Origin of the sequence: Bradyrhizobium tunisiense (genome assembly GCF_042263385.1) — a bacterium.
Taxonomy (GTDB): Bacteria; Pseudomonadota; Alphaproteobacteria; order Rhizobiales; family Xanthobacteraceae; genus Bradyrhizobium; species Bradyrhizobium tunisiense.
Map to the genome: position 1 here is coordinate 1 of NZ_JBHLEV010000017.1, position 20,597 is coordinate 20,597.

Genomic DNA, 20,597 nt, shown 5'->3' on the forward strand with positions numbered 1-20,597 from the left:
TGTCGATCTGGTTCAGGATGTTGTTGTACTGAGAGACCAGGTTCGCACGCGAGGTCTGTGCAACCGTATCCTGGACGGGAGTGGAAGCCGTCGAGAAGGTCAGCGACGAGGTCAGCGTGCCGCCGATCGCACCACCTGCGGCGCTCGATCCGATGGTCGAGGACGCATAGTCGTTGGTGGTCGAGATCGTCAGCAGGCCGTTGGCGTCGATCGTCGCAGACAGGTTGTTGGCCTGCAGCTTGGTGTTGAGCTGATCGAGCGTCTTGACCGTGCCGTTGGTGCCGTCGCCGAAGGTGACGTTGACCGCCGTGCCGCCGTTGAAGGAGGAGAAGGTCAAGGTCTTGCCGCTGATACCGCCGACGCCGGAGGTGCGGGCCGCGGTGAACGCGGTCGCAGTCCCGGTGTTGCCGGCGAGGCCAAGCGCGTTCAGCGCGTTGCCGGTGCCGGTGATCGACAGGTCGGCGTTAACGCCGGTCGAGAGCTTGAGCTGACCCGAGGCGTTGATCGACGAGTTGGTCTGGCCGGAGGCAGTCGCAAGCGTCGCGGTGCCGTTGGCGTTGACCGTCGCGGTCTGCACGCCGGTGGCCAGATCGATCGCCTTCAAGACGTCGTTGACCGTGCCGCCCTGCAGATAGACCGTCGAGTTGCCGGCGCCGTCGGTGAGGACGTTGCCGTTGGCGCCAAATCCTGTCGGAACGCTCGGAGCACCGGTCGAGCCCGGGATCGGCGCGTTCTTGAAGGTGATGACGTGACCGTTGACGTTCAGCGTCGAACCGTCGGTGATCGTCGCACCGAGCGAGGCTGCGGTCGTGGTCCGGTTGACGGTCACCGTGGCGTTGCCGCCACCGACCGATGCGCTCAGGCCGAGAGACTTGAGCAGGTCGGCCTTGCCGGTGACGCTGAGATCCGCACCCGTCGAGCTTCTCAGTGTGACGGCACCGCCGCCAACGCTCGAAGCGGTCTGGTTGTTGCTCGTCGCAATCGTCGCAGCACCGGCACTGATGGAGACCGTCTTGACGCCGCTGGCGAGATCGACCGCGGTCAACAGGTCGTTGACGTTCGCAGTCGGGGTGCCGGCCGTGCCGAGATAGATGGTGGTGTTGCCGCTGCCGTCGGTGACGAGGTTGCCGCTGACGCCCGAGCCGGACGGAACGCCGCTCGAGGCCGGAGCGGAACCGCTGCGGAAGGTGATGGTCTTGCCGTTCACGGTCAGCGTGTCGCCGTCGGCGGGCTGAGCGTTGCTGGCGAGGCCGGTTGCGGTCGTGCCGTTGGTGGCGATCAGCGTGATGGTGCCGGTCAGGGCCGTGGTGCCGTCGCCGGCCGTTGCCGCGGTGCCCGCGAAGGCGCCGATGGTGGCGCCGAGCGTCGTGGTGCCGCTCGCAGCCGTCGTGCCGCCGGCAGCGCCGCTGAACACCACGTTGCTGCTCGCCGTCGCGCTGGCGAAGCTCGTCGTGCCACGCAGGTCAGCCGCCGTTGCACCGGAGATGGTGGCGGAAACGTTGGACTTGGTGGAATAGCCGACCGTGGTCTGCAGCGCCTGGTTGGCGATCGACTTGGCGCTGTCGATCAGCTTCTGAAGCGAGGTGATGCCGGTGTTGGCAGCCTGCAGCACCTGCACGCCGTTGGCGATGCCGTCGAGCAGATTGTTGATGTCGCTGGCGCGGTTGTCGAGCGACTGGGCCGTGAAGAAGTTGGTGGGATTGTCCAGGGCCGAGTTGACGCTCTTGCCGGTCGACAGACGGTTCTGCGTGGTGGCGAGGAGGTCAGCGGTGGACTGGAGGGAGAGCAGGTTCTGGCGAACCGATGCGGAGAGAACGATACCGGACATGACTCTGTTACCTTTCTGGTAAACGACGCTTACTGTTACACGTCTGCTTGGATCGAGATCGACCCAGCGACGGCGGACCGTGGCGCCGAGACCTCTAACGAAACATGAAATGAAATCCGTGCTTTTGCCGGGTGGCGTGTGATTCGGCCGTGGACGCCGCGCGCGGCGCCGCGCCCCCACACCGCCACAGCATTGGAAACACTGGGTTTTTCCGCGCAAACGCACGGGATTTAGAGCTCGTTAACTAATTCCGAGCGAGAATCACGCCCTAATAGGCCGCAACGAACGCTCGGTTACGAAAGCGTTGATGGAGAACAGGCATGGCCCTCAAGGTCGAGCTCAGACCGCACGAACGTATCATCGTCGGCAACTGCGTGATTACCAACACGGACCAGCGCGCCCGCCTCCTGATCGACGGCGACAACGTACCGATCCTGCGCGAGCGCGACATCCTCACGCCCCAGACCGCCGATACGCCGGCCAAGCTCGTCTATCTGGCGGTGCAGCTCATGTACATCTCGCCGGATCCGCAGACGCAGCACGGCACCTATTTCAACCTGGTGCGCGACATCGTCACCGCGGTGCCGAGCGCCTGGCCGATCATCGAAGCCATCAACAACAACATCCTGAACGGCGACCTCTACCGGGCACTGAAGGATGCCCGCAAGCTGATCGCCTATGAAGAGAAGCTGCGGAGCCAATTCGAGGCCGCCCATCCGAAGGCCGAAGCGGACAAGGACGACGTGAGCTCCGCCGCCTGACCGCGCTCCCTCCCGAAAACCACAACGGCCCCGGATCGCCTCCGGGGCCGTCGTCGTTTCCGGCATGCACCAGTGCTATTGCGCCGCGAGCGGCGGCGCCTCGATCTCGATCACATCGTCGCCGCAGCGCCGACTGCCGAAGTCCAGCACCGCCGCGACCAGCGCGTCGATGTCCGCCTCCTCGGTGCGGTGATTGACGATCGCGGCACGGATCGCAAACTTGCCGTCCAGCGTCGTGCTCGAGGGCGCTGCAATTCCGGACTCCTGAATGTCGGCGACGATCTCGCGATTGGCCGCATCATCGGCGCGGTAGCGGAAGCAGACGATGTTGAGGTTGACCGGCGCCAGCAACTCCAGCCGCGGCTCGGCCAGCACGCGCGTTTCAAGATACTTCGCCAGCGCGCAGCTCCGCGCAATCGTCGCACCCAGCCGGTCGGTGCCGAACGTCTTCAGCGTGAACCACGTCTTCAGCGCGCGGAAGCCGCGCGACAGATCAGGTCCGAGATCGCAGGGCCAGACGGCCCCCGCCGCAAGCCCCCTCGCCTCGCGGCGCAGATAGGCCGCCGGCTGCGCAAAGGCCTGCCGATGCTGCTCGCCGTCACGCACCAGCAGGAAGCCGGCATCGTAGGGCACCTGTCCCCATTTGTGGAAATCGAGTGCAATGGAATCGGCAAGCTCGATGCCGCCGAGCTGTGGCGCGAGCTCGGGCGAGAGAATCGCGAGCGCACCGAAAGCGCCGTCGACGTGAAACCAGATGCCTTCCTCTCGACACAGCTCCGCGATCGCCTTGAGGTCGTCCACCGCACCGATGTCGACCGTGCCGGCGGACGCGACGACCAGGAACGGCTTGAAGCCGACTTCGCGATCAACGGCGATCTGCGCGCGCAGCGCCGCGACGTCGATGCGATGATCGGCATCGACGCCGATCTTGCGCAACGCATCGGTGCCGAGCCCGGCAATATCCATCGCCCTGGAGACGCAGCCATGCGCGGCCTGCGACGTGTAGGCCGTGAGCAGCGCACCGTCATTGCCGATGCCGTACTGCCGCGCCAGCGTGCCGAGCGCAGCCGTGCGCGCCACCAGCACCGCCATCAGATTGGCCATCGACGTGCCCGTGACGAAGATGCCGCTCGCGCTCTCCGGAAAGGCGAACAGGCGCCGCATCCAGTCGACGATCTGACGCTCGACCTCGATCGGCATGTGATCCCGCCCGCCGAGATTGGCGTTGAGGCCGGCTGCGAGCATTTCCGCGAGCATGCCGACCGCGGTGCCGCCGCCATGCACCCAGCCCATGAAGCCGGGATGGACGTTGCCGGTCGCATAGGGAGCGATGTGTTCGGCGAACTCGCGATAGACTTCGGCAAGGTCGCTCGCCTCGCGCGGCACGTCGGCCTTCAATGCCGCACGCACGCCATCGGGGATCGGCTGCCAGACGGGACGCGAGCGAACGTTGGCGATGCCGTCGATCGTCTCGTCCAGCATGCGATGGGCGAGCGCGCGAAACGCGCTCCAGTCCTGCGGGTCGAGCGAGGCATGCGCAGTGGCGCTTTGCGCGTTGCGGATGATCTCGTTCATGTTGCGCGCCCCTCGCCTGCGCTTGCATGCCGCGACAGCATCGTCGAGAACGCCGCGAAGATCCTGCGCATCTGCGGCGGCTTGTAAGGAAACACGTCCGGCGAATCCATGTTGTGCACGACGGCGGTGTTGTCCGCTTCGAAGACCAGAAGCTCGCCCTGCTGGTTCTCGGCGCAATCGACGATGAAATAATCGAGGCCGACCCGCCTGCTCATTTCGTCGAGCGCGCGTCTGTGGCGTGCCGCGAAGGCGTTGTCGAACTCGCGCATGAAGACGGCTTCCTCGGCCCGCTTCTCCTCGCTGAACGCCATGTAGGCGTTGAGATACCAGATATCCCAGCGGTCGGCGATCGCCATGTGGCAGGCGTAAGGCTTGCCGTCGACCATCGCGAGACGATATTTGCGGTAAAGCCCGTCCGGGTTCACATAGTCGACGAAGCGCGCGACGAAGAAATCCTGTTCGTCCCGCCCCGAAAGATAAGCTGCGAGCGCAGCCGCATCGTCGAGCTTCGCGAGCCCGACGCCGGCATGCGAGCCGCGCGGCCGCGCGATCATCGGAAAGCGCAGCTCATCCGCAATGTCCACGCAAACGATCTGCTCTCGCGAAAGATCCGATAATTGCGCGCGCGTCGCGTGGATGGTCGCGGGAATGTCGAGGCCCGGCACGCCGGCCAGCAGCCGATATAGCTTGTCGCGATCGAGATTGCCGATGCGGTCGGGACGATTGAGCAGCGGTCGCGGCCAGTGCGGCGCGGCCTTCGCGATCAAGGCGAGCGCCTCGCGGCATTCCTCGGAATCGGAGGCGACCACGATGGCAACGTCGTGCTCGGGCAAATTCTCCGGCAGACCGACGCCCTTGATAACGTAGAGCGTCAACAGCTCGACGTCGGAGCCTTCGAGCAGAAAATCGATCGGCGTGTTGCCGCCCATATCGATGTCGGCTGCAAGCGCGAGCACGCGCAGGCCCGGTTTCGGAGCAGCGCTCGGCGTGCGAAACAATTGATGGAAGGCGAGCACCTCCGACTGGATCGCGAGCCCTTGATCCTTGTCGCCGAGAAGCTGGTTGACCAACGACAGATCCAGCGCTTCGCCCGCGAGCGCGGTCCCCGCCGCGATCCGCGCGACGAGCTGGTCGCGCAACGGATGCAGGTCGACGCCTTCGAAGGCCCGGCGCGTCAGCTCCGCAAAGCCGATGCGGTCGGCATAGTTCGCCGCAATCATGCCGATGGGCGCGGAAACCGGATGCTGCATCTCACACCTCGAACGCGGAGTTTACCGGCACGGCCGCGGCTGCGCCACGGTCAAGCAAGAGCTCGATCTTTACCAGGACATGGGCGATGCGATCGAGCACGTGCTGCACGTTGCGCCCCGCCTCCGCCGCGTCCGGCGACCAGATCTCGGTCACGAGCCGGGCGCCGACGCAAAGGCGCAGCACGGCCTGCGATGCCCAATCCTGCCGCTCCAAACGGACCGGCTGGCCGATCAGGCAGCGCTGCGCGGCGACCTGCCGGTCCGCCGCGCTGCCGCTGATCTCCTCGTTCATGTCACGTGCCATCGCCCGATGAATCGCGCTGGTCTCGGCGATCGGAACCGGTTTTCCGCCGCGCAACAGCATGAACGGAAAGATCGTGGTTTGCGCAAATTCCTCGTCATCCACGTTCGCCGTCCTGGCCGCGCCTGGAACGGAGCGAAGCGACGGCGACAACGCGATCATGCTGTCGATGCCGGCGGCGAGTTCGGCCAGCACCTTGGCGCGGAAAGCGCCCGGCACGGCGTAGTAGCTGCCGATCTCGGCAAGCGCTGCCTCCCAGCGCAGCCATTGGCCGAAGTTCGGACGGCGCTCGAAGCGCGAACGCAGCGCCGTCCAGGCCATCGGCCAATCGCAACGGCCGGCATAGTCGAAGATGCCGGGCGCTATTCCCTCGACCCGGTCGAGCGATCGCGAGAGGCCCTTGGGCACCAGCAGCGCACCGCTGAAGGCAGGCCCACCGAAAAATTTCGAGCCTGACATCAGCACCATATAGCCGCGGTCGAGATAGGAGCGCAGCCGGCGGCGGCCGAGCCGGGCCTGACAGGCGTCGACGACGATCTGGACCTTGCGCGGCCAGCGCCGCGCGATCTCATCGAGGCAGGCCGCGCTCGGTGCACGCCACCCGAGCTTCGAGGAATCCATGATCTGGAGCAGCACGGGCACACCTTGCCCGATCGTGCTCTCGATCGCATGCAGCACCGCGGCATCGGCGTCCGCGCGCATCGCGATCCCAGGTCCGAGCAACGGCAACGCGATGCTGGATCCGGCGAGCCCCGCAACCGCGCCGTCCTTGCGAACCGCAATTCCGCTCGCCGTCATGGAGCTGAAATGGTGCCCGCGGGCGGTATGGGTGGTCCCGCTTCCGGTCTGGTCGGCCCCGACCACGATCGTCACCGGCCGCGCTCCGAGCGCCGCGCCCGCCAGGAACAGGGCGTGGATCTGGGAGTCCGTGCCGGAGGGCGAGAACACGACATCGACGCGCGGCGGAAGCTGGAGATGGCCGCGCAGCTCCTCTCGCATCTCCTCGCAGCGCGCATCGAATGCGATTTCGACCTCGTCGAACAGGCATTTGTGCATCAGTTCTTCGCGCGCCAGCGCGGCGCGGTCATAGGCCGCTTGCGAGATCGTCGACGCGGTCGAGGAGGCGAAATTCCAGATCTCCGGCTCCGGCGAGGCCGCGCAGCCATAGGCGTTGGCGCGATTCCTCGGGTCGAGCGCCAGCCGAGGATCGCCGCCGGAGACGAGCAGCGTGTCGAGCGGTGTGAAGAGATCGCGCAGGTGGTAGCGCGAGCCGCCGTTAAATGCGCGTTCCGGTTCTGACGGATGGGATGCGCCGGCACTCATCCCGGCAGGCTCACGCCGCGGCATCTGCCGCCGCCGCGGGCGCCGGTGCGAATTGCGAGGCGATGTCGCCGTGGAACACCGACGGTCCGACGTGATCGAGCGAACTCTGGATGTCGGCCCAGATCTCGCCGCCGATATCGGTCCAGCGCTTGCAGAAAGCGAAGTCCTCGGAGAGGTACGTGCCGGTCGCCGGATCGATCATGCATTCGAACAGCGCGAACCGGTTCTGGCTCGCGACGAGCGTATCGTGCGAATGCTCGCGGAAGAATTGCAGGCTCGCATAATTCGGATGGCGGCACATCGCCTCCAGCACGTGGCGCCGGATCATCAGGAAACCCGTGCCGGCATAGCGCACGCGGGTAAAGCCGTTGACCACGACGATACGGTCGGGATCCTCGATCTCGAGCACGTAGTCCAGCGAAGCCGCCGGCACGTCGGCCCGGCCCGACTGGATCGCCCGCGCCGCCTTGTCCCAGTTGACCCGCTTGATCGGATAGCAGCCGGCGACGACGTCCGCGCCGCATTCGATCAGCCGGAACACCTGCTCCGGCTTGAAGCCGATATCGGCGTCGATGAACAGGAAATGGGTCGCCTTGGGATCGTCCAGGAACATCGCGGCGAGATTGGCCCGGGCGCGGGTGATCAGCGCGTCGCCGTCGCGCAGGAGCACCTTGAGCTCGAGATTGGCCATGCCGTGCACGGCACGCTGCAGCGCGAAGATCGAGCTCGCATAGATGCTCGACACCTGCCCGCCGAAGCACGGCGTTGCCACCACCAATTGCATCTTGTCCGACATCGGCAGCTCCGCCCCGCTCCAATCCTCACCAAGAGGTAAAGAGGCATGGTTAACGGCGTCTTAACGCGGCCTTACAGGAACTTGACGAGCGAGAGCTGCGCCAGGTTCGAGGTCACCTGATAGGAGGCCTGCAGCGCGTTCTGGAGCGCCAGGATCTCGCTCGCGACCTGGTCCGGCGAGGCCGATTCCGCCTGGTCGATGATGGTCTGAAGCTGCGCCTTGGCCTGAGTCTGGCGCGTGCTCGCATCCTTCATCGTGTTCTGGGCCATCGCGATATCGGTCTGGATGTCCTCAATGCGCTGTTGACCCGGCTGCTGGGTCAGCGCCTGCGTCACCCGCAGGCTCAACGCGGCGACCTGCCCGCCCGAATACTGGCCGGTCGGCGAGGTCGAGAAGGTGCCGAACACGGCGGTCGCCTGCAATTGCCGGCGGATCGCGTCCTCATTCGCCTGGGCGCCATACTTCACCGTCACGGCATCGTCGACCCGCGCCATCGCGGTCGAGCGCGCCGAGCCGGGCCCGTCATTGCCCTGGTACCATTTCACGGTGGTGGCCGAACCGTTGACCAGGGTGGTCGCCGAGCTCGCGGGCGAGGAGCCCACGCGCAGCGGCGGCTGGGTGGCGGTCACGGGCGTCGCGCCGAAACCGAGCGAACCCAGCGCTCCCGTATTCGAGCTGGTGATGTTCAGGCTGGCCGGATCGTCGGTGTTGATCGTGATCGAGCCGCCATGGATTGTCGACGGCTTCGACGTGCCCGTGATCGCGTCGATCTTGCTCATCAGCGTCTGGATGCTGTCGGTGACGTTGAGCTGGTCGCCGGTTGCGCCCGAACTGACGAAGGTGAGCGTGGTGCCGTTGACGGTGATGGTGTCGCCGGCGACGAAGCCCGGCGAAATCGAGTCCGACGGGCTTGCGCCGGACAGCGCCGTCGCGCCGCTGATCGGCGCCGGCGGCGCCGCCTGGTTGTTGACGGGCGTGCCGATCGCAGAACTGGCGGTGTTGAAGAAATTGTCGCCGGCGACGACCGCGGAGGCCGCGACCAGCGAGGTGTTGGCGAGCTTCGTGATCGCGGTGTTCAGCGCCGTGTTGAGGTTCGCGGCCGTATTGTTCGGGTCGACCGGGGTACTCGCATCGATCGCGAAGCTGCCGAGCGGCGTCGGCGTCGCCGTCGACGCCGTCAGGTCGATCTGCTCGGTCGTGCCGTCCGGCAGCGTGAACTGGACGCTGAGCTTGTCGCCGTTGTTCGGATTGACGCCGTTGAGATCGACCGAGAACGACACCGGAGATCCGCTCGGGCCGGTGATGGTCGCGCCCGTCAGCGTCGAGGAGACCGCCTTGAGCTTGAGGCCGAACGGCGAGCCCGCGACGTCCTCCGACACCTGAACCGAGCTCGGTGTCGGCTGCGTCTGGACCAGGCGGCCCATGCCGTTCGCGCCGAGATCGGCGGCCTGGCGCTCCGCCATCACCGTCTTGAATCCCGCCTGGGTGGTCGTGCCGTTGATGATGTCGCCGGCATCCGCAACCGGCTGGGTGTTGACGGCCGTTCCCGAGAACAGATAGCGGCTGCCGGTCTGCGTGTTGAGCACGCCGACCATCGAGCCGAATTGGGCTGCGGCGGTGTTCTGCGCGATGGTCTGGCCGTTGACGTTGAGATCCTGCGCGGTGTTGGCGGAGCCCGTCTGCACCGTGCTGCGGATCTTCGTCAGCGACTGCAGCGCGGTGTTGGCGAGGTTGATGCTGACATTGACGTTGGTGATCGTGTCGGTATAGGCGGCGATGTTGGAGAGCTGCGCGCGCCCGGCGATCGCAAAGCCCTCGTTGGTGCCCATGCCGGCATAATTCTGCGACAGCTTGCCGGTCGAGAGCTGCGTCGACAGGTCGGTGAGCTGCTGATTGATGTTGCGGATCTGCGAGCCGAGAACCGACGAAGAGTAGTTGATGCTGCTGATCGACATGTTTCAGAGCCCTGTTACTTGTTACCCTTGAGCCTGGAGCAACGTGTTCATCATGCTCTGCACCACCGACATCACGTGCGCGTTGGCGGCATAGGCATTCTGGAGCTGGATCAGGTTCGACATCTCGGAGTCGAGATTGACGCTGGCGGTCGAGTTGAACTTGGCCTGGAGCGTCGAGACCACGACGCTCTGGCCCTGCTGGAGCTGAGTGGCCTGGGTCGCCGCATTGGCCTGCACGCTCAGGAATTGCTGGAGATAGTTCGAGACGCTGCCGCTGAAGGGCTGGTTCGCCGAGCCGAGACCGCTCTGCGGCGAATAGGAGAACACCGCCGAAGTGAGCTGCGAATAGAGATAGTCCGACCGCGTGGTGTCGCCCGCTGGCGTCACCGGCGAAGTGCTGTAGATCGACATCCTGGTCGGGTCGTTGACCAGCTGCGTGTTCACGGCGATGCGCCCGGCAAGTCCGGTCATCTGCGAGCCCGAGCCGGTGATCGCGCCGGTGTAGAGCGCCTGTCCGCCGTCGGTGAACAGCGGCAGTTGCGGATTGCCCGAGGTCAGCGACGAGATCGTCTTGCTGGTCGAGGCCGAATTGAGCTTGGTGAGGCCGGTATTGTCGTCGGTCACCCGCAGCGTCGTGGCTGTCGCGGGCGACGGAGCGGCGGAGAAAGACAGATGCGAACCTGACAGCGCGGTGTTCAGCGCGGAGGCGATTGCGCCCATGCCGCCGGCGAAATTGATGCCGACCCGCATCGGGTTGGCATTCGTCGCGTTCTGAAGCGGCAGCGCCGCCGGATCGGTCACGTTGACCAGCGTGATCTGACGCTGGGTGTTGGTCACGGTGTCCGTGTAGGTGATGTTGACACTATTGCCCGGCATGGCACCGGCGAGGTCGAGATCGAACCCGGCCGGCGGACCGGACACCGTGTTGCCGGCCGTGGTCTTGTCGGACAGCGCGCTCGCCATCGTGGCGGCGAGCTGGTCGATCTGGTTCTGCGCCTGCACCAGCACCTCGTCGCGCAGCTTCAGGTCGGCCGCGATCTGGCCGGACGACACCACGTTGTTGGCGACGACGTCGATCTGCGAGCCGTTCGGCAGCTTGATGTTGAACGCACCGACGCCGGATTTGGCCGGGTCGATGTTGTAGAGCGAGGTCGCCGACAGCGCGCCGGCGGAGGCAAAGGAGAATTCCGAGGCGAGCCCGGCGCCGACCAGCTGGATGCCGGTGGTGGTGTAGATGTTGGCCTGGTTCGAACCGTCGGTGGTGACGCGGACGTCGACATAGTTCGACAGCGTGTTGATGGCCTGGTCGCGCTGGTCCATCAGCGTGGCGGCCGAGGGATCGTTGGCCGACAGGCCCTGGAGCTTGGTGTTGATGTCGGCGATCTGCTTCATCGCCACATTGGCGGCCTGCGCCGAATTGCCGAGATCCTGCTCGACGTTGGAGCGCAGCGACTGGATGCCCTTGGTGGTGACGTTGAGCTGCTGCGCCAGCGCCTGCGCGGCGCCGAGCGCGACGGTCTGCGCCGACGACGCCCCCGAACTGGTCGACAGCGCCTGGAGCGCGCTCGTGAAATTGTTCAGCGCGGTTTCGAGCGTACCGGAATTGCCGGGCGTGCCATAGACACTCTGAAGCTGCTTCAGGATGTTGGCCATCTGGTCGGCGTAACCGCTGCCGCCGGTCTCGGTGCGCAGCTGGTTCAGCACGTAGGTGTCGAGCTCCCGGCTGACGCCGGTCGTCATCGCAGTCGCGCCGAACTCGCCGGTGGTGACCTCGATCTGGTTCGCCCTCTGGACGACGTAACCCGGCGTCTGCGAGTTTGCGACGTTCGAGGAGACGATCGAGAGCGCGGCCTGGTTGGCACGCAGGCCGCTCATCGCACTGGCGAGGGCTGAACTCAAACCCATATCACTGACCCGCCTTTGGTTACGTTACGCGCCGATCAGCGCAACACGTTCAAGAGATCCTGCACCATCGAATTCGCGGTCGTGATCACCTTGGTGTTGGCCGAATAGGCCTGCTGGGTCACGATCAGCTTGGTGAATTCGTCGGCGATGTCGGTGTTGGATCCTTCCAGCGACGAGCCGCTGATGGTGCCCGAAGCGCCGTCGATGGCGTCGCCCGACTGCTCGGTCGCGGCATAGGCGCCGCCGTCCATCGCCTTCAGATAGTTGGTGCCGTTGAAGTGCGACAGCTGCACCTGCGCGAGGTTGAGGTTCTGGCCGTTCGAGAAGGTTCCGACCACGATGCCGTTGTTGTTGACGGCGACCGAGCGAAGCTGGCCGGCGGCGTAGCCGTTCTGGGTGATGGTGTTGATGGTCACCGCGCCGCTGGTGCTGGCATATTGCGTCAGTCCGCCCGAGGAGATGTTGAAGGCGACCGAGCCGAGCGACTGACCACTGACGCTGACATTGTTGATGGTGATGCCCGAGCCGCTTGGCGAGGTCAGCGAGCCGTCGTTGGCAAAGGTGAAAGTCTGGCCGGTATTGACCCAGCCGACGGTCGTGCCGGTCGCGTTCGGGTCGGTCTGGTAGAACAGGTTCCAGCTGTCCGAATGACCCGCGCCCAGCGAGGCGCTGTCGGTCTTGGCCCAGCGCAATTGCAGGTTCACCGGCGTGCCAGCGGCGTTGTAGGCCGTCACGGCGCCGCCGCTGATCGATTCCTTGGTGAAGGTCGCGATGTCGTTGCCGATCACGCCGCCCGTGCCGGCGGTGCCGCCGCCGTCGCGGTTCCTGGTGATGGTCGAGGTGAAGCCGAGCGCGGCGAAGGCGGCGCTGTTCGAGCTGGACACCGACAGGTTGGAGACGGTGCCGGTGTTGAGCGTGATGACGCCGCCGCTGCTGACCGACGATCCCGATGCGCCGGCCAAGGCGTCGATCTTGCCGAGCAGCGTCGTGATGTTGTCGGTGACGTTGATCTGGTTGTTGCCCACCGCACCGGCGGCCATGAAGGTCAGCGTCTGACCATCGACCGTGATGGTGTCGCCGGCGACGAAGCTGGACGAGAGCACCTGGGCGCCGCCGGCCGTCGCGCTGCCGCTCAGCACTGTCGCGCCCGAGATCGCGGGCGATGACAGCACGTTGCCGCCGCGGGTCACGCTGCTGATGCCGAGCGCGGTGGCCGCCGTGCCGCTGCCGACGGCGACGTCGGTGCCGGTGCCGCTGGAGATCACGATGTTGCCGCTGGCGGAGAGCGAGGCCGTGACGCCGGCGCCGCCGGCGGTCTGGATCCCGTTCAGGATGTCCGCCACGGTGGCCGTCGTGCCCGCGCCGAGACCGATCGTGGTGTTGTTGCCGACGGTCGAGACCGTCGTGCCGGCATTGAAGGTGATCGTGTTGCCGTTGATGGTCAGGGTCTGGCCGCTGAGCGCAGTGAGAATGCTGGAGGCCAGATGCGTGCCGACCGTGTTGTCGAGCGATGTGGTGGTCGAGGCCACCGCAGACGAATTGTTCTGGAGTGCGACCGTGCCCGTGGCCGTCGTCGACGAGTAGGCCGAACGGATGTTGCCGGTGGCGGCTGCGCCCGAGACCGTGGCGTTGGCATAGGGCGCGGGAGGTGTGCCGACCGGCAGCGGGTTGGCGGCGAAGTCGGACGGGTTCAGCCCGCCGGCCGCCAGCAGCGTGCCGGCCGCCGCGGTCGTTTTCGCCACCGTGTTCGGCTGGGTCGGAAGGTTCGCGGCGTACTCGATCGAGGTGGTCGCCTGCGCCGGAATGAAGTTGTTCTGGAATTGCAGCACGTTTGCCACGCTGCCGGTCGGGTTGCCGGTCTTCGGGTCGACCGTGACGCCCATCAAGTAATAGCCGGCGCCGTTGACCAGATTGCCGTTGGCATTGAGCTGGAAGTCGCCGCGCCTCGTGTAATAGGTGACCCCGGTGAAAACAGGCACGTTGTCGACGACGCCGCTCGCCTTCTGGATCGAGAAGAAGCCGTCGCCGGTGATCGCCATGTTGGTGGCGACGGTGGAGCCGGAGATCGTGCCCTGCGTGGTGATGGTGGCCTTCGCATTGGCCGTCACGCCGCCCGCGACCTGCTTGCTCGGCACCGAGGAGTCGGGAATGAGATCGACGAAGCTGGTGCCGATGCCCTTGTAACCGGTGGTGGATGAGTTCGCGATGTTGCCGGAAATGTTCTGCAGCGCGTAGGACTGCGCCTGCAGGCCACCCACCGAGGTGTTCATTGCATCGAAGATACCCATAACTTTGTCTCCAAATCCGATCTCGGCGGCCGGTCGACCAGGGCCGCAGTCGGGGGAGACCGTCGCAAGGCCTATGCCAATGCGGGTATCTCTAAGAAATCAATGACTTAATGAAAAAGCCCCGGCCCGGTGACCGGGGCACAATTGCCGGGACCGGCAACAATTGCCGGGACGTGAGGTCATTCCGGAGCGGCCCGCAGGACCGAATTCTGGTGCGCACCTGAGCATCTCGAGATTCCGGGTTCACCCTTCGGGCGCCCCGGAATGACGAAAGCCTAACCTAGGTCGCCGACGCCGATGCCGGGTGGAAAACCAGCCCGAAACCGTCGATGCAATAGCGCAATCCGGTCGGCTTCGGACCGTCGTCGAAGACGTGGCCAAGATGGCCGCCGCAGCGACGGCAATGTACCTCGGTGCGAACCATGCCGTAGGCCCGGTCCTCGGTCTTGCCGACATTGCCTTCGATCGGCGCATAGAAGCTCGGCCAGCCGGTGCCGCTCTCGAATTTGGTCTCGGAGGCAAACAGCGGCAGGTCGCAGCCGGCGCAGGCGAAGATGCCCTTGCGGTGCTCTTTCAGCAGCGGGCTCGAGCCGGGCCGCTCGGTGCCGTGCTTGCGCAGGATCTCATATTGCTGCGGCGTGAGCTGGGCGCGCCATTCGGCGTCCGTCTTCGTGATCTCGAATTTTGCAGCGGCTTTCTCACCAGCCTCGGCCGGTGTTCCTCTCAGCCAGCGGAAGGCCGCAAGGCCGAACAGGCCGGCGGTCGTCGTCAACAGGATGCGGCGGTCAAACATCTCATTCTCCGTGTGGGAGCGTCCACCCCTGAGATACGGGCTTCCGACGGCCGAGGTTACACGTCCGGGCGGAATTTTTCTCGTGCCTATCGCGCGACGCCGGCCTCCTGCGAGGCCGGTTCCACAGCCTGTTCTCCCTCTTGGGCCACGGGTTTCGGCGGCGGGGCCGGCCGTGGCCGGATGCCGGGCGGCGGGCGGCGCGGACCGGTGCCGGCGGCCCGGTTGGCTTCGGCGAGGCGGGCCTCGCGCTCCCCGTCCTTGACCCTGGCCCGTTCGCGGTAACGGGCGAGCGAGCCTGCGGCGGCGGAGCTCGCCCTGCTCCAGATTCCGACCAACTGGCCTGCGACGCGCCCGGTGGCACCGCCCGCCCAGACCAGTTCGAACGGCGAGAACAGCTTCCAGCGCTCGTCGCCCCGCAGGATGCTGCGCGCGATCATCTGCCCGGCCATGGCCGAGGTGTTCATGCCCTGGCGGCCGAACCCGCTCGCCACCCACAGGCCTTTGCGCAACTGGCCGATCTGCGGCATGCCGTGCACGGTCTGGCCGGTGGCGCCGCCGAACATCTCGGTGATCTCGACATCGCCGAGCGCCGGGAAGATCGAGCGGATCCGGCGCCTGACGGCGCCTGCAAAGCGCTGCGGCCGCGCAGCCCAGGTGGTCTCCGGACTCTCCCACATCAGGCGGTCGCCATCGACGATGCGGAAATGGTCGACGCCGTCGGAATCCATCACCGATCCCTTGAAGGCGATCAGCTCGTGCACGCGCTCACCAAGCGGCGCCGTGATTCCGGCATAGCGCCAGACCGGCAGCAACGTGTCCGACAGGCGCCGCAAGGGCGCGCCGAGGTGAATGTTCCCCGCGAGCACGATATGGGTTGCGCGCAGCCGCGCCGAGGGCGTGACGATGCGTTTGCGGATGCCGGAATGATCGATGCTGACGACGGGCGTGTCCTCGAAGATGCGGGCGCCTGCCCGCCGTGCCAGCGCCGCCAGGCCATGCACATATTTGCGGCCGTCGACCTGGAACGCCTTCGGATAGTACACGCCGTGGAAGTAGCGATCGGTCTTGAGCACGTCGCGAACGCGATCGACCTGCCAACCCTCGACCTCGGTGTCGAAATCCTCGTTCAGCATCTGCAACCGGCTGATCAGCCGGTCGCCTGCATCGACGTTGGAGACCTCCAGCACGCCGTCATCAGGGCCGATTCCCGGCATGCTCTCTTCCGTGGCGTTGGCCCGCACGAATTCGGCGCCCTCCTTCGACAACCTCCACAATTCGCGCGCGTCCTCGATGCCGACGCGCTCGATCAGATCGGTGAGCGGCAGCGCAAAGCCCGGCATCACGGTGCCGAGCTGGTTGCCGGAGGCGTTCCAGCCGATATGGCGGCCCTCGAGCACTGCGACACTGGCCCCGAGCCGGGCCGCCTCCAGCGCGATGGTGAGCCCGGCAAGGCCCGCACCGATGACGCAGATGTCGGCGTCGAGGTCGAATGACAGCCGCGTGCGGTCGCGAAAGCCGGCTTCTTCCTGGGACACGCTTGTGAAAGTCTCGCTCATGTCGTTTTCTTAGAGCATGATCCGGAAAACTGCGCAGCGGTTTTCCGATGAGATCATGCGGAAATAACAACCTGGTACCAAATGGGCGCCTGTCACCTTGTCCTCGACCGGCGCCTGTAGATTATTCTGGACGGATAACGATTCGGGAATGCCATGCGCCGTTTGATGCTGCTGCGTCACGCCAAGACCGAGACCGACGCGCCGAGCGGCCGTGACCAGGACCGCCGGCTCGACGATCGCGGCCACAAGGACGCCGCCCGGATCGGCGACTGGATGGCCACCCATCCGCCCTTCCCCGACACCGTGCTGGTGTCGCACGCGGTCCGGGCCCGGCAGACCTGGGACATCGCATGGGAGGCGATGAAGGACCGCGTCCCGACGCCGCAGGTCGAGATTTTGCCGGAACTCTACGGCGCCGATCCCGCGCAGATCCTGGAATCAATTCGCACCGCAACGGCGCCTGCCGACCCCAAGCAATTGCTCCTGGTCGCGCATAACCCCGGCATGCACGAAGCCGCGCTGATGCTGATGGGTGGCGGCGATCCTGATGGCGCCAGGGCGCTCGCCGACAATCTTCCCACTGCAGGGCTTGCGATCTTGGACTTTGACGTCAAGGATTGGGGTGACGTCGCCTACCGCCGCGGCAAGCTGGTGCTGTTCACCAGTCCCAGGCTGCTTCGATCGGGGTGACCGCGCGACGTGCCGACAAGACGTGCTGACTGGAAGATTTGGAGGCGCAGATGTTCAAGTCCATCCTCGTGCCCATCGACCTCGCCGACACCGATCTGGCCAAGCCGGCGATCGCGACCGCGGCAACCCTGTCGCAGACCTGGAACGGCCAGGTGCGCCTGCTCAACGTGCTGCCGATGACGCCGGTGATGCTGGCCGAATACGTGCCGGCCGATTTCGACGAGCAGCAGCGCCAGACGTCGGAAGAGGCGCTCGCCATCGTCGCGCGCGAATCCGGCATCGAGCAGGCGCGGATCTCCAGCGTGGTGCGCCAGGGCGGCATCTATCACGAAATTCTGGAGGAAGCGGTGCACATGAAGGCCGATCTGATCGTGATGACCTCACACCGGCCGGCGATGCGCACCTATTTCCTCGGCTCCAACGCCGGCCACGTCGTGCGCTACGCGAAGTGTTCCGTGCTGGTGGTGAGGCATTGAGGAAGGCGGAGGCGATACCCGAGACCACTCCTATCGCCCATCCCGGCCGTCGCTTTGCGCGTCCAGGCCACAATGTGCAAACAGTTACAATTGGCTTGGCAAAACAGGCAGGCATAGCGGCACTGGTCATTGCATTCGGCCAGTTACGTAGCCATTTGCTCTTCAGCGACAACGCAGACCGGACTGTCGCAGCGATGCCGACCTGAGTTCGAGCCAACACGACTCGACCGGCGGCCAATTCAAGTCAGCGCAGTTGGAGCCGAGGCCTAAGCATGCAGATCCGGGTCGGCTTCGAAATGGTCTACGACTTCCCGCAAGTCACGCCATTGATCGCGATGGTCGGAACGCATTTCACGCGGGCATCCGATGTTGTCGTGCCGGATCACCTCGTCACCTCGCCTTCCGTTCCGATCACGCCCTACCGCGACAGCTTCGGGAACTGGTGCAGCCGGCTGGTTGCGCCCCGCGGCCGCATGCGCCTTACTGCCGACGGAACGGTACGCGACAGCGGCTTGCCCGATGTAATCGTGCCTTCAGCCGCGCAACACGCGGTCGAGGATCTTCCATCGGACACCCTGCTCTATCTGCTCGGCAGCCGGTATTGCGAGACGGATCGGCTTTCCGACATTGCTTGGAAGTTGTTCGAGAAGACGGCGCCCGGCTGGCCTCGCGTCCAGGCGATCTGCGATTTTGTTCACCATCACATCGCGTTCGGATACGAGCACGCGCGGGCGACCATGACGGCATGGGAGGTCTTCAACGAGCGAAAGGGCGTTTGCCGCGACTATGCGCATCTCGCCATCGCGTTCTGCCGCTGCATGAACATTCCAGCGCGCTACTGCACCGGCTATCTCGGCGATATCGGCATTCCGCCGCCCCACGCCGCCGGCGACTTTGCAGGTTGGTTCGATGCCTACCTTGGCGGTCGCTGGTACACCTTCGATGCACGCAACAACACTCCGCGCATCGGCCGTGTCCTGATCGCCCAAGGCCGCGATGCGGCGGACGTTCCGATTGTTCATATTTTCGGACCAGGCGAGCTCATCAGCTTCAAGGTGTGGACCGATGAACTCGTGTGAGCCGCTCGTCGTGGTCAGTTTCGCGCAAGCCGGACGAGATTGACCTCGCTAATTGACAAGATGGGTGTTACAGGGTTGGCATCACCGCGCGCTTCCTGGCTGTTATCGGTGACTGAGAGCATCGCGCTCCCGCCTCAAACGAAAGAAGGCGGTCATATGTCCGATCTGGTCAAATTCGACATTCGTGAGTGGCTCGTTCCACCGATATTGGTGCCTGTCTTCCTGGTGCTGGTGATCGCGATCTCAGCCGTTCTTTAGCGGCAGGTCCGTTCAATTGCCCTGCGCCAACTGGCAGGCGCGGCCCCCCTGAGCCAAAGCCACGACTCAAAACCAAAACTCAAGCCAAGGCGTGAGCAGAAACAGGAGGCGGGAATGGCAAACACGGCAATCATCAGGGATGCCTACGGCGTTCCAGCGGTTTTCGTCGGTTCGAAGACGGGCCGCGACGATGCTCCCTTTGTCTTCGTGAGGGTCGGAGATGAGGAGCGCAGGATGCGCTGGTCGGAATGGGATGCTCTTCCGGCCTGGACCGGCGAGCCTGCGACTTGGGCGGGTAGAGCCAAGTAGCGATGGAGTGCTGAACATGAAGACGGCCCGAACAAGGACCGCGACGTTTCTGCTGGTATCGGCACTGGGCACCTTCACGCCGGCAGCTTTCGCCGCGGAGCCGAACTGCCGTGCGATCGAAAGCACCGGCGCGCGCCTCTCCTGTTACGATGCGGCATTTCCCCCGAAGCAAGCAAATCCGCCGAAACCGGGCGTCGACCCATCGTCAGGCTACAAGGACCCGTTTCTTGCGGAAGAAGCCCGAACCGCCGCGAAGCTGAAGAATATATGCCGCGGCTGCTGAGGTTTCACCGACCTCGGACGTGTGCCGAACGTCGCACTCCAATTCAGAAGGCCGGATGAATGACGAAAGAAACTGCGAAAGGTGGCCGAGTGGTCCGCCAACGAAAGCGTGCTCTTCATCTGGCCGGTGCGGTACTGGATGACAGGGCCGACAGTTCCGCGAGTTCCAACGACCAATCGAAGAGAAAGCAGCGCCTGCTTGATGGGCCTATGGAATTCAGAACTGTTCGCGTTGATCGTTCAAACCGCCCTTCTAGCGATGACAAGTAATCCAGCCAGCGGCGAGCCCTGGGCTGTTTTCCGATAGTTCCTGCGCGAACGGAACAAAGCCCTCGCTATTCGGGAGATAAGGGCGCATTGTCTCGTTACCGCCGAGCGGCCCTTAGCATTTATCGGTGGTGTGGACGCGAGTTGCGCTCCCGCTCAACCTCGAAGCGGAGCATCAAAATGCCGGCTCGACGATCCCCAGAACCATCATCGACATTCGAATACCGCATGGCGCAAGAGGCACTCAACCTTCGTCAGCAGGCCGAAGGGATGCCCGCTGGCATCCGCCGCACGGAGCTTTTGAGCAAAGCCCGGCAGATCGATGTGGCCGGAGAGGTCAACAAGTGGCTGACCTCACCGGGACTGTTTGCGCCGCTTTAGGGCTTCATCTCCAACAGGCTGAACTTACGGCCTCCGCGTGGAGACCAACAGGTATCGGGATTTTACTCTCACCCTCCCGAGTTGATCAGGCGCCGCCTGCGCGGTATTTCAAGCGGGCGGCGTTTGCTTGTGTAAAGCCTTTCGCCGGGACTGCATCCCGCAATCAAGAGTGAAGCTGAGTGCCTCCTAGCGCGTCGCTGAAAGAGCGGCTTTGAACATGACCGCCTTTGCGATGAGCTGAACGCTTCTCGTCGCCCCGGATTGCGCTCCTTCCACTCGGCAAAAAGTACAATCCCTTGCGTTGCCCGACGGGCAAAACACGCAAGCCCTAGGTCAACGCACGCCGCGAAAAACATTCTACTTTACCGAAATTCGGAAAGGGCGTATGTGTCGCGGCAACCTGGCCCAAGGAAGAGGGGCGTATCGCGATCGTCACGAACGCGGGCCGGGCGGCGGTGGACGCTGATTGCATCGGCGCGAAGAGCTTCGCAGGGCGGGCAACCGTGAGCGAGAGCGTCGCGCAC

At 64.9% G+C, this 20,597-nt stretch carries 18 protein-coding genes; 7 read left to right on the forward strand and 11 right to left on the reverse strand.

Translation table 11 applies throughout. The annotated features are described in order from the left end of the window. On the reverse strand, window positions 1-1,828 hold a 1,828-nt coding region (locus tag ACFDR6_RS36200; RefSeq protein ID WP_375861360.1), incomplete at its 3' end, for a DUF1522 domain-containing protein. A 320-nt stretch (window positions 1,829-2,148) separates the two neighbouring features. On the opposite strand from ACFDR6_RS36200, the gene flbT reads away from it, so the two are divergent. Next, on the forward strand, window positions 2,149-2,589 hold the full coding sequence (gene flbT / locus ACFDR6_RS36205; RefSeq protein ID WP_212091660.1) for a flagellar biosynthesis repressor FlbT: 441 nt from the start codon (window positions 2,149-2,151) through the stop codon (window positions 2,587-2,589). A 75-nt stretch (window positions 2,590-2,664) separates the two neighbouring features. Here the strand turns inward: flbT and ACFDR6_RS36210 are convergent, their stop codons facing one another. The 9 genes from ACFDR6_RS36210 to ACFDR6_RS36250 form a co-directional block, all read right to left on the reverse strand. Continuing rightward, the gene (locus tag ACFDR6_RS36210) at window positions 2,665-4,164 is read right to left on the reverse strand and encodes a pyridoxal phosphate-dependent decarboxylase family protein (RefSeq protein WP_375861361.1); all 1,500 of its coding nucleotides are present in this window, start codon (window positions 4,162-4,164) and stop codon (window positions 2,665-2,667) included. Beyond that, the gene (locus tag ACFDR6_RS36215; protein WP_375861362.1) at window positions 4,161-5,414 is read right to left on the reverse strand and encodes an ATP-grasp domain-containing protein; all 1,254 of its coding nucleotides are present in this window, start codon (window positions 5,412-5,414) and stop codon (window positions 4,161-4,163) included. The genes ACFDR6_RS36210 and ACFDR6_RS36215 overlap by 4 nt, the downstream gene beginning before the upstream one ends. Before the next feature lies 1 nt (window position 5,415). Next, entirely contained in the window at window positions 5,416-7,038 is a 1,623-nt protein-coding gene (locus ACFDR6_RS36220; protein ID WP_375861364.1) for a hypothetical protein, read from the reverse strand. Window positions 7,039-7,048: 10 nt separating this feature from the next. Beyond that, window positions 7,049-7,834 carry a hypothetical protein gene (locus ACFDR6_RS36225; protein WP_317243345.1) on the reverse strand — a complete coding sequence of 262 codons (786 nt, stop codon included), beginning with the start codon at window positions 7,832-7,834 and terminating at the stop codon, window positions 7,049-7,051. A gap of 71 nt (window positions 7,835-7,905) precedes the next feature. Then, window positions 7,906-9,789, reverse strand: coding sequence for a flagellar protein (locus ACFDR6_RS36230; protein WP_375861365.1), 1,884 nt, complete (start codon window positions 9,787-9,789; stop codon window positions 7,906-7,908). Between the two features lie 21 nt (window positions 9,790-9,810). Beyond that, complete coding sequence (gene flgK / locus ACFDR6_RS36235) at window positions 9,811-11,694, reverse strand: flagellar hook-associated protein FlgK (RefSeq protein WP_375861366.1); 1,884 nt, start codon at window positions 11,692-11,694, stop codon at window positions 9,811-9,813. A gap of 35 nt (window positions 11,695-11,729) precedes the next feature. Next, window positions 11,730-13,982, reverse strand: coding sequence for a flagellar hook-basal body complex protein (locus ACFDR6_RS36240; RefSeq protein ID WP_212091640.1), 2,253 nt, complete (start codon window positions 13,980-13,982; stop codon window positions 11,730-11,732). Window positions 13,983-14,262: 280 nt separating this feature from the next. Continuing rightward, window positions 14,263-14,775 carry a peptide-methionine (R)-S-oxide reductase MsrB gene (gene msrB, locus ACFDR6_RS36245; RefSeq protein WP_375861367.1) on the reverse strand — a complete coding sequence of 171 codons (513 nt, stop codon included), beginning with the start codon at window positions 14,773-14,775 and terminating at the stop codon, window positions 14,263-14,265. Between the two features lie 86 nt (window positions 14,776-14,861). Continuing rightward, the gene (locus ACFDR6_RS36250) at window positions 14,862-16,331 is read right to left on the reverse strand and encodes an NAD(P)/FAD-dependent oxidoreductase (RefSeq protein WP_375861368.1); all 1,470 of its coding nucleotides are present in this window, start codon (window positions 16,329-16,331) and stop codon (window positions 14,862-14,864) included. A 153-nt stretch (window positions 16,332-16,484) separates the two neighbouring features. On the opposite strand from ACFDR6_RS36250, the gene ACFDR6_RS36255 reads away from it, so the two are divergent. The 6 genes from ACFDR6_RS36255 to ACFDR6_RS36280 all read left to right on the forward strand — a co-directional run bounded on the left by ACFDR6_RS36255 (window position 16,485) and on the right by ACFDR6_RS36280 (window position 20,073). Continuing rightward, the gene (locus ACFDR6_RS36255; RefSeq protein WP_212091634.1) at window positions 16,485-17,021 is read left to right on the forward strand and encodes a SixA phosphatase family protein; all 537 of its coding nucleotides are present in this window, start codon (window positions 16,485-16,487) and stop codon (window positions 17,019-17,021) included. A gap of 50 nt (window positions 17,022-17,071) precedes the next feature. Continuing rightward, window positions 17,072-17,497, forward strand: a complete 426-nt coding sequence (locus ACFDR6_RS36260; protein ID WP_212091632.1) for a universal stress protein — start codon at window positions 17,072-17,074, stop codon at window positions 17,495-17,497. A 272-nt stretch (window positions 17,498-17,769) separates the two neighbouring features. Then, window positions 17,770-18,576 carry a transglutaminase-like domain-containing protein gene (locus tag ACFDR6_RS36265; RefSeq protein ID WP_375861370.1) on the forward strand — a complete coding sequence of 269 codons (807 nt, stop codon included), beginning with the start codon at window positions 17,770-17,772 and terminating at the stop codon, window positions 18,574-18,576. A 372-nt stretch (window positions 18,577-18,948) separates the two neighbouring features. Further along, a complete protein-coding gene (locus tag ACFDR6_RS36270; protein WP_375861371.1) occupies window positions 18,949-19,143 on the forward strand; it encodes a hypothetical protein in 195 nt (64 codons plus the stop codon). Between the two features lie 16 nt (window positions 19,144-19,159). Beyond that, window positions 19,160-19,426 carry a hypothetical protein gene (locus tag ACFDR6_RS36275; RefSeq protein ID WP_375861373.1) on the forward strand — a complete coding sequence of 89 codons (267 nt, stop codon included), beginning with the start codon at window positions 19,160-19,162 and terminating at the stop codon, window positions 19,424-19,426. Window positions 19,427-19,920: 494 nt separating this feature from the next. Next, window positions 19,921-20,073 carry a hypothetical protein gene (locus ACFDR6_RS36280; RefSeq protein WP_249153617.1) on the forward strand — a complete coding sequence of 51 codons (153 nt, stop codon included), beginning with the start codon at window positions 19,921-19,923 and terminating at the stop codon, window positions 20,071-20,073. A 328-nt stretch (window positions 20,074-20,401) separates the two neighbouring features. Here ACFDR6_RS36280 and ACFDR6_RS36285 read toward each other — a convergent pair. Continuing rightward, the coding region (locus tag ACFDR6_RS36285; RefSeq protein ID WP_375861375.1) for a hypothetical protein at window positions 20,402-20,597 on the reverse strand (196 nt) is incomplete at its 5' end.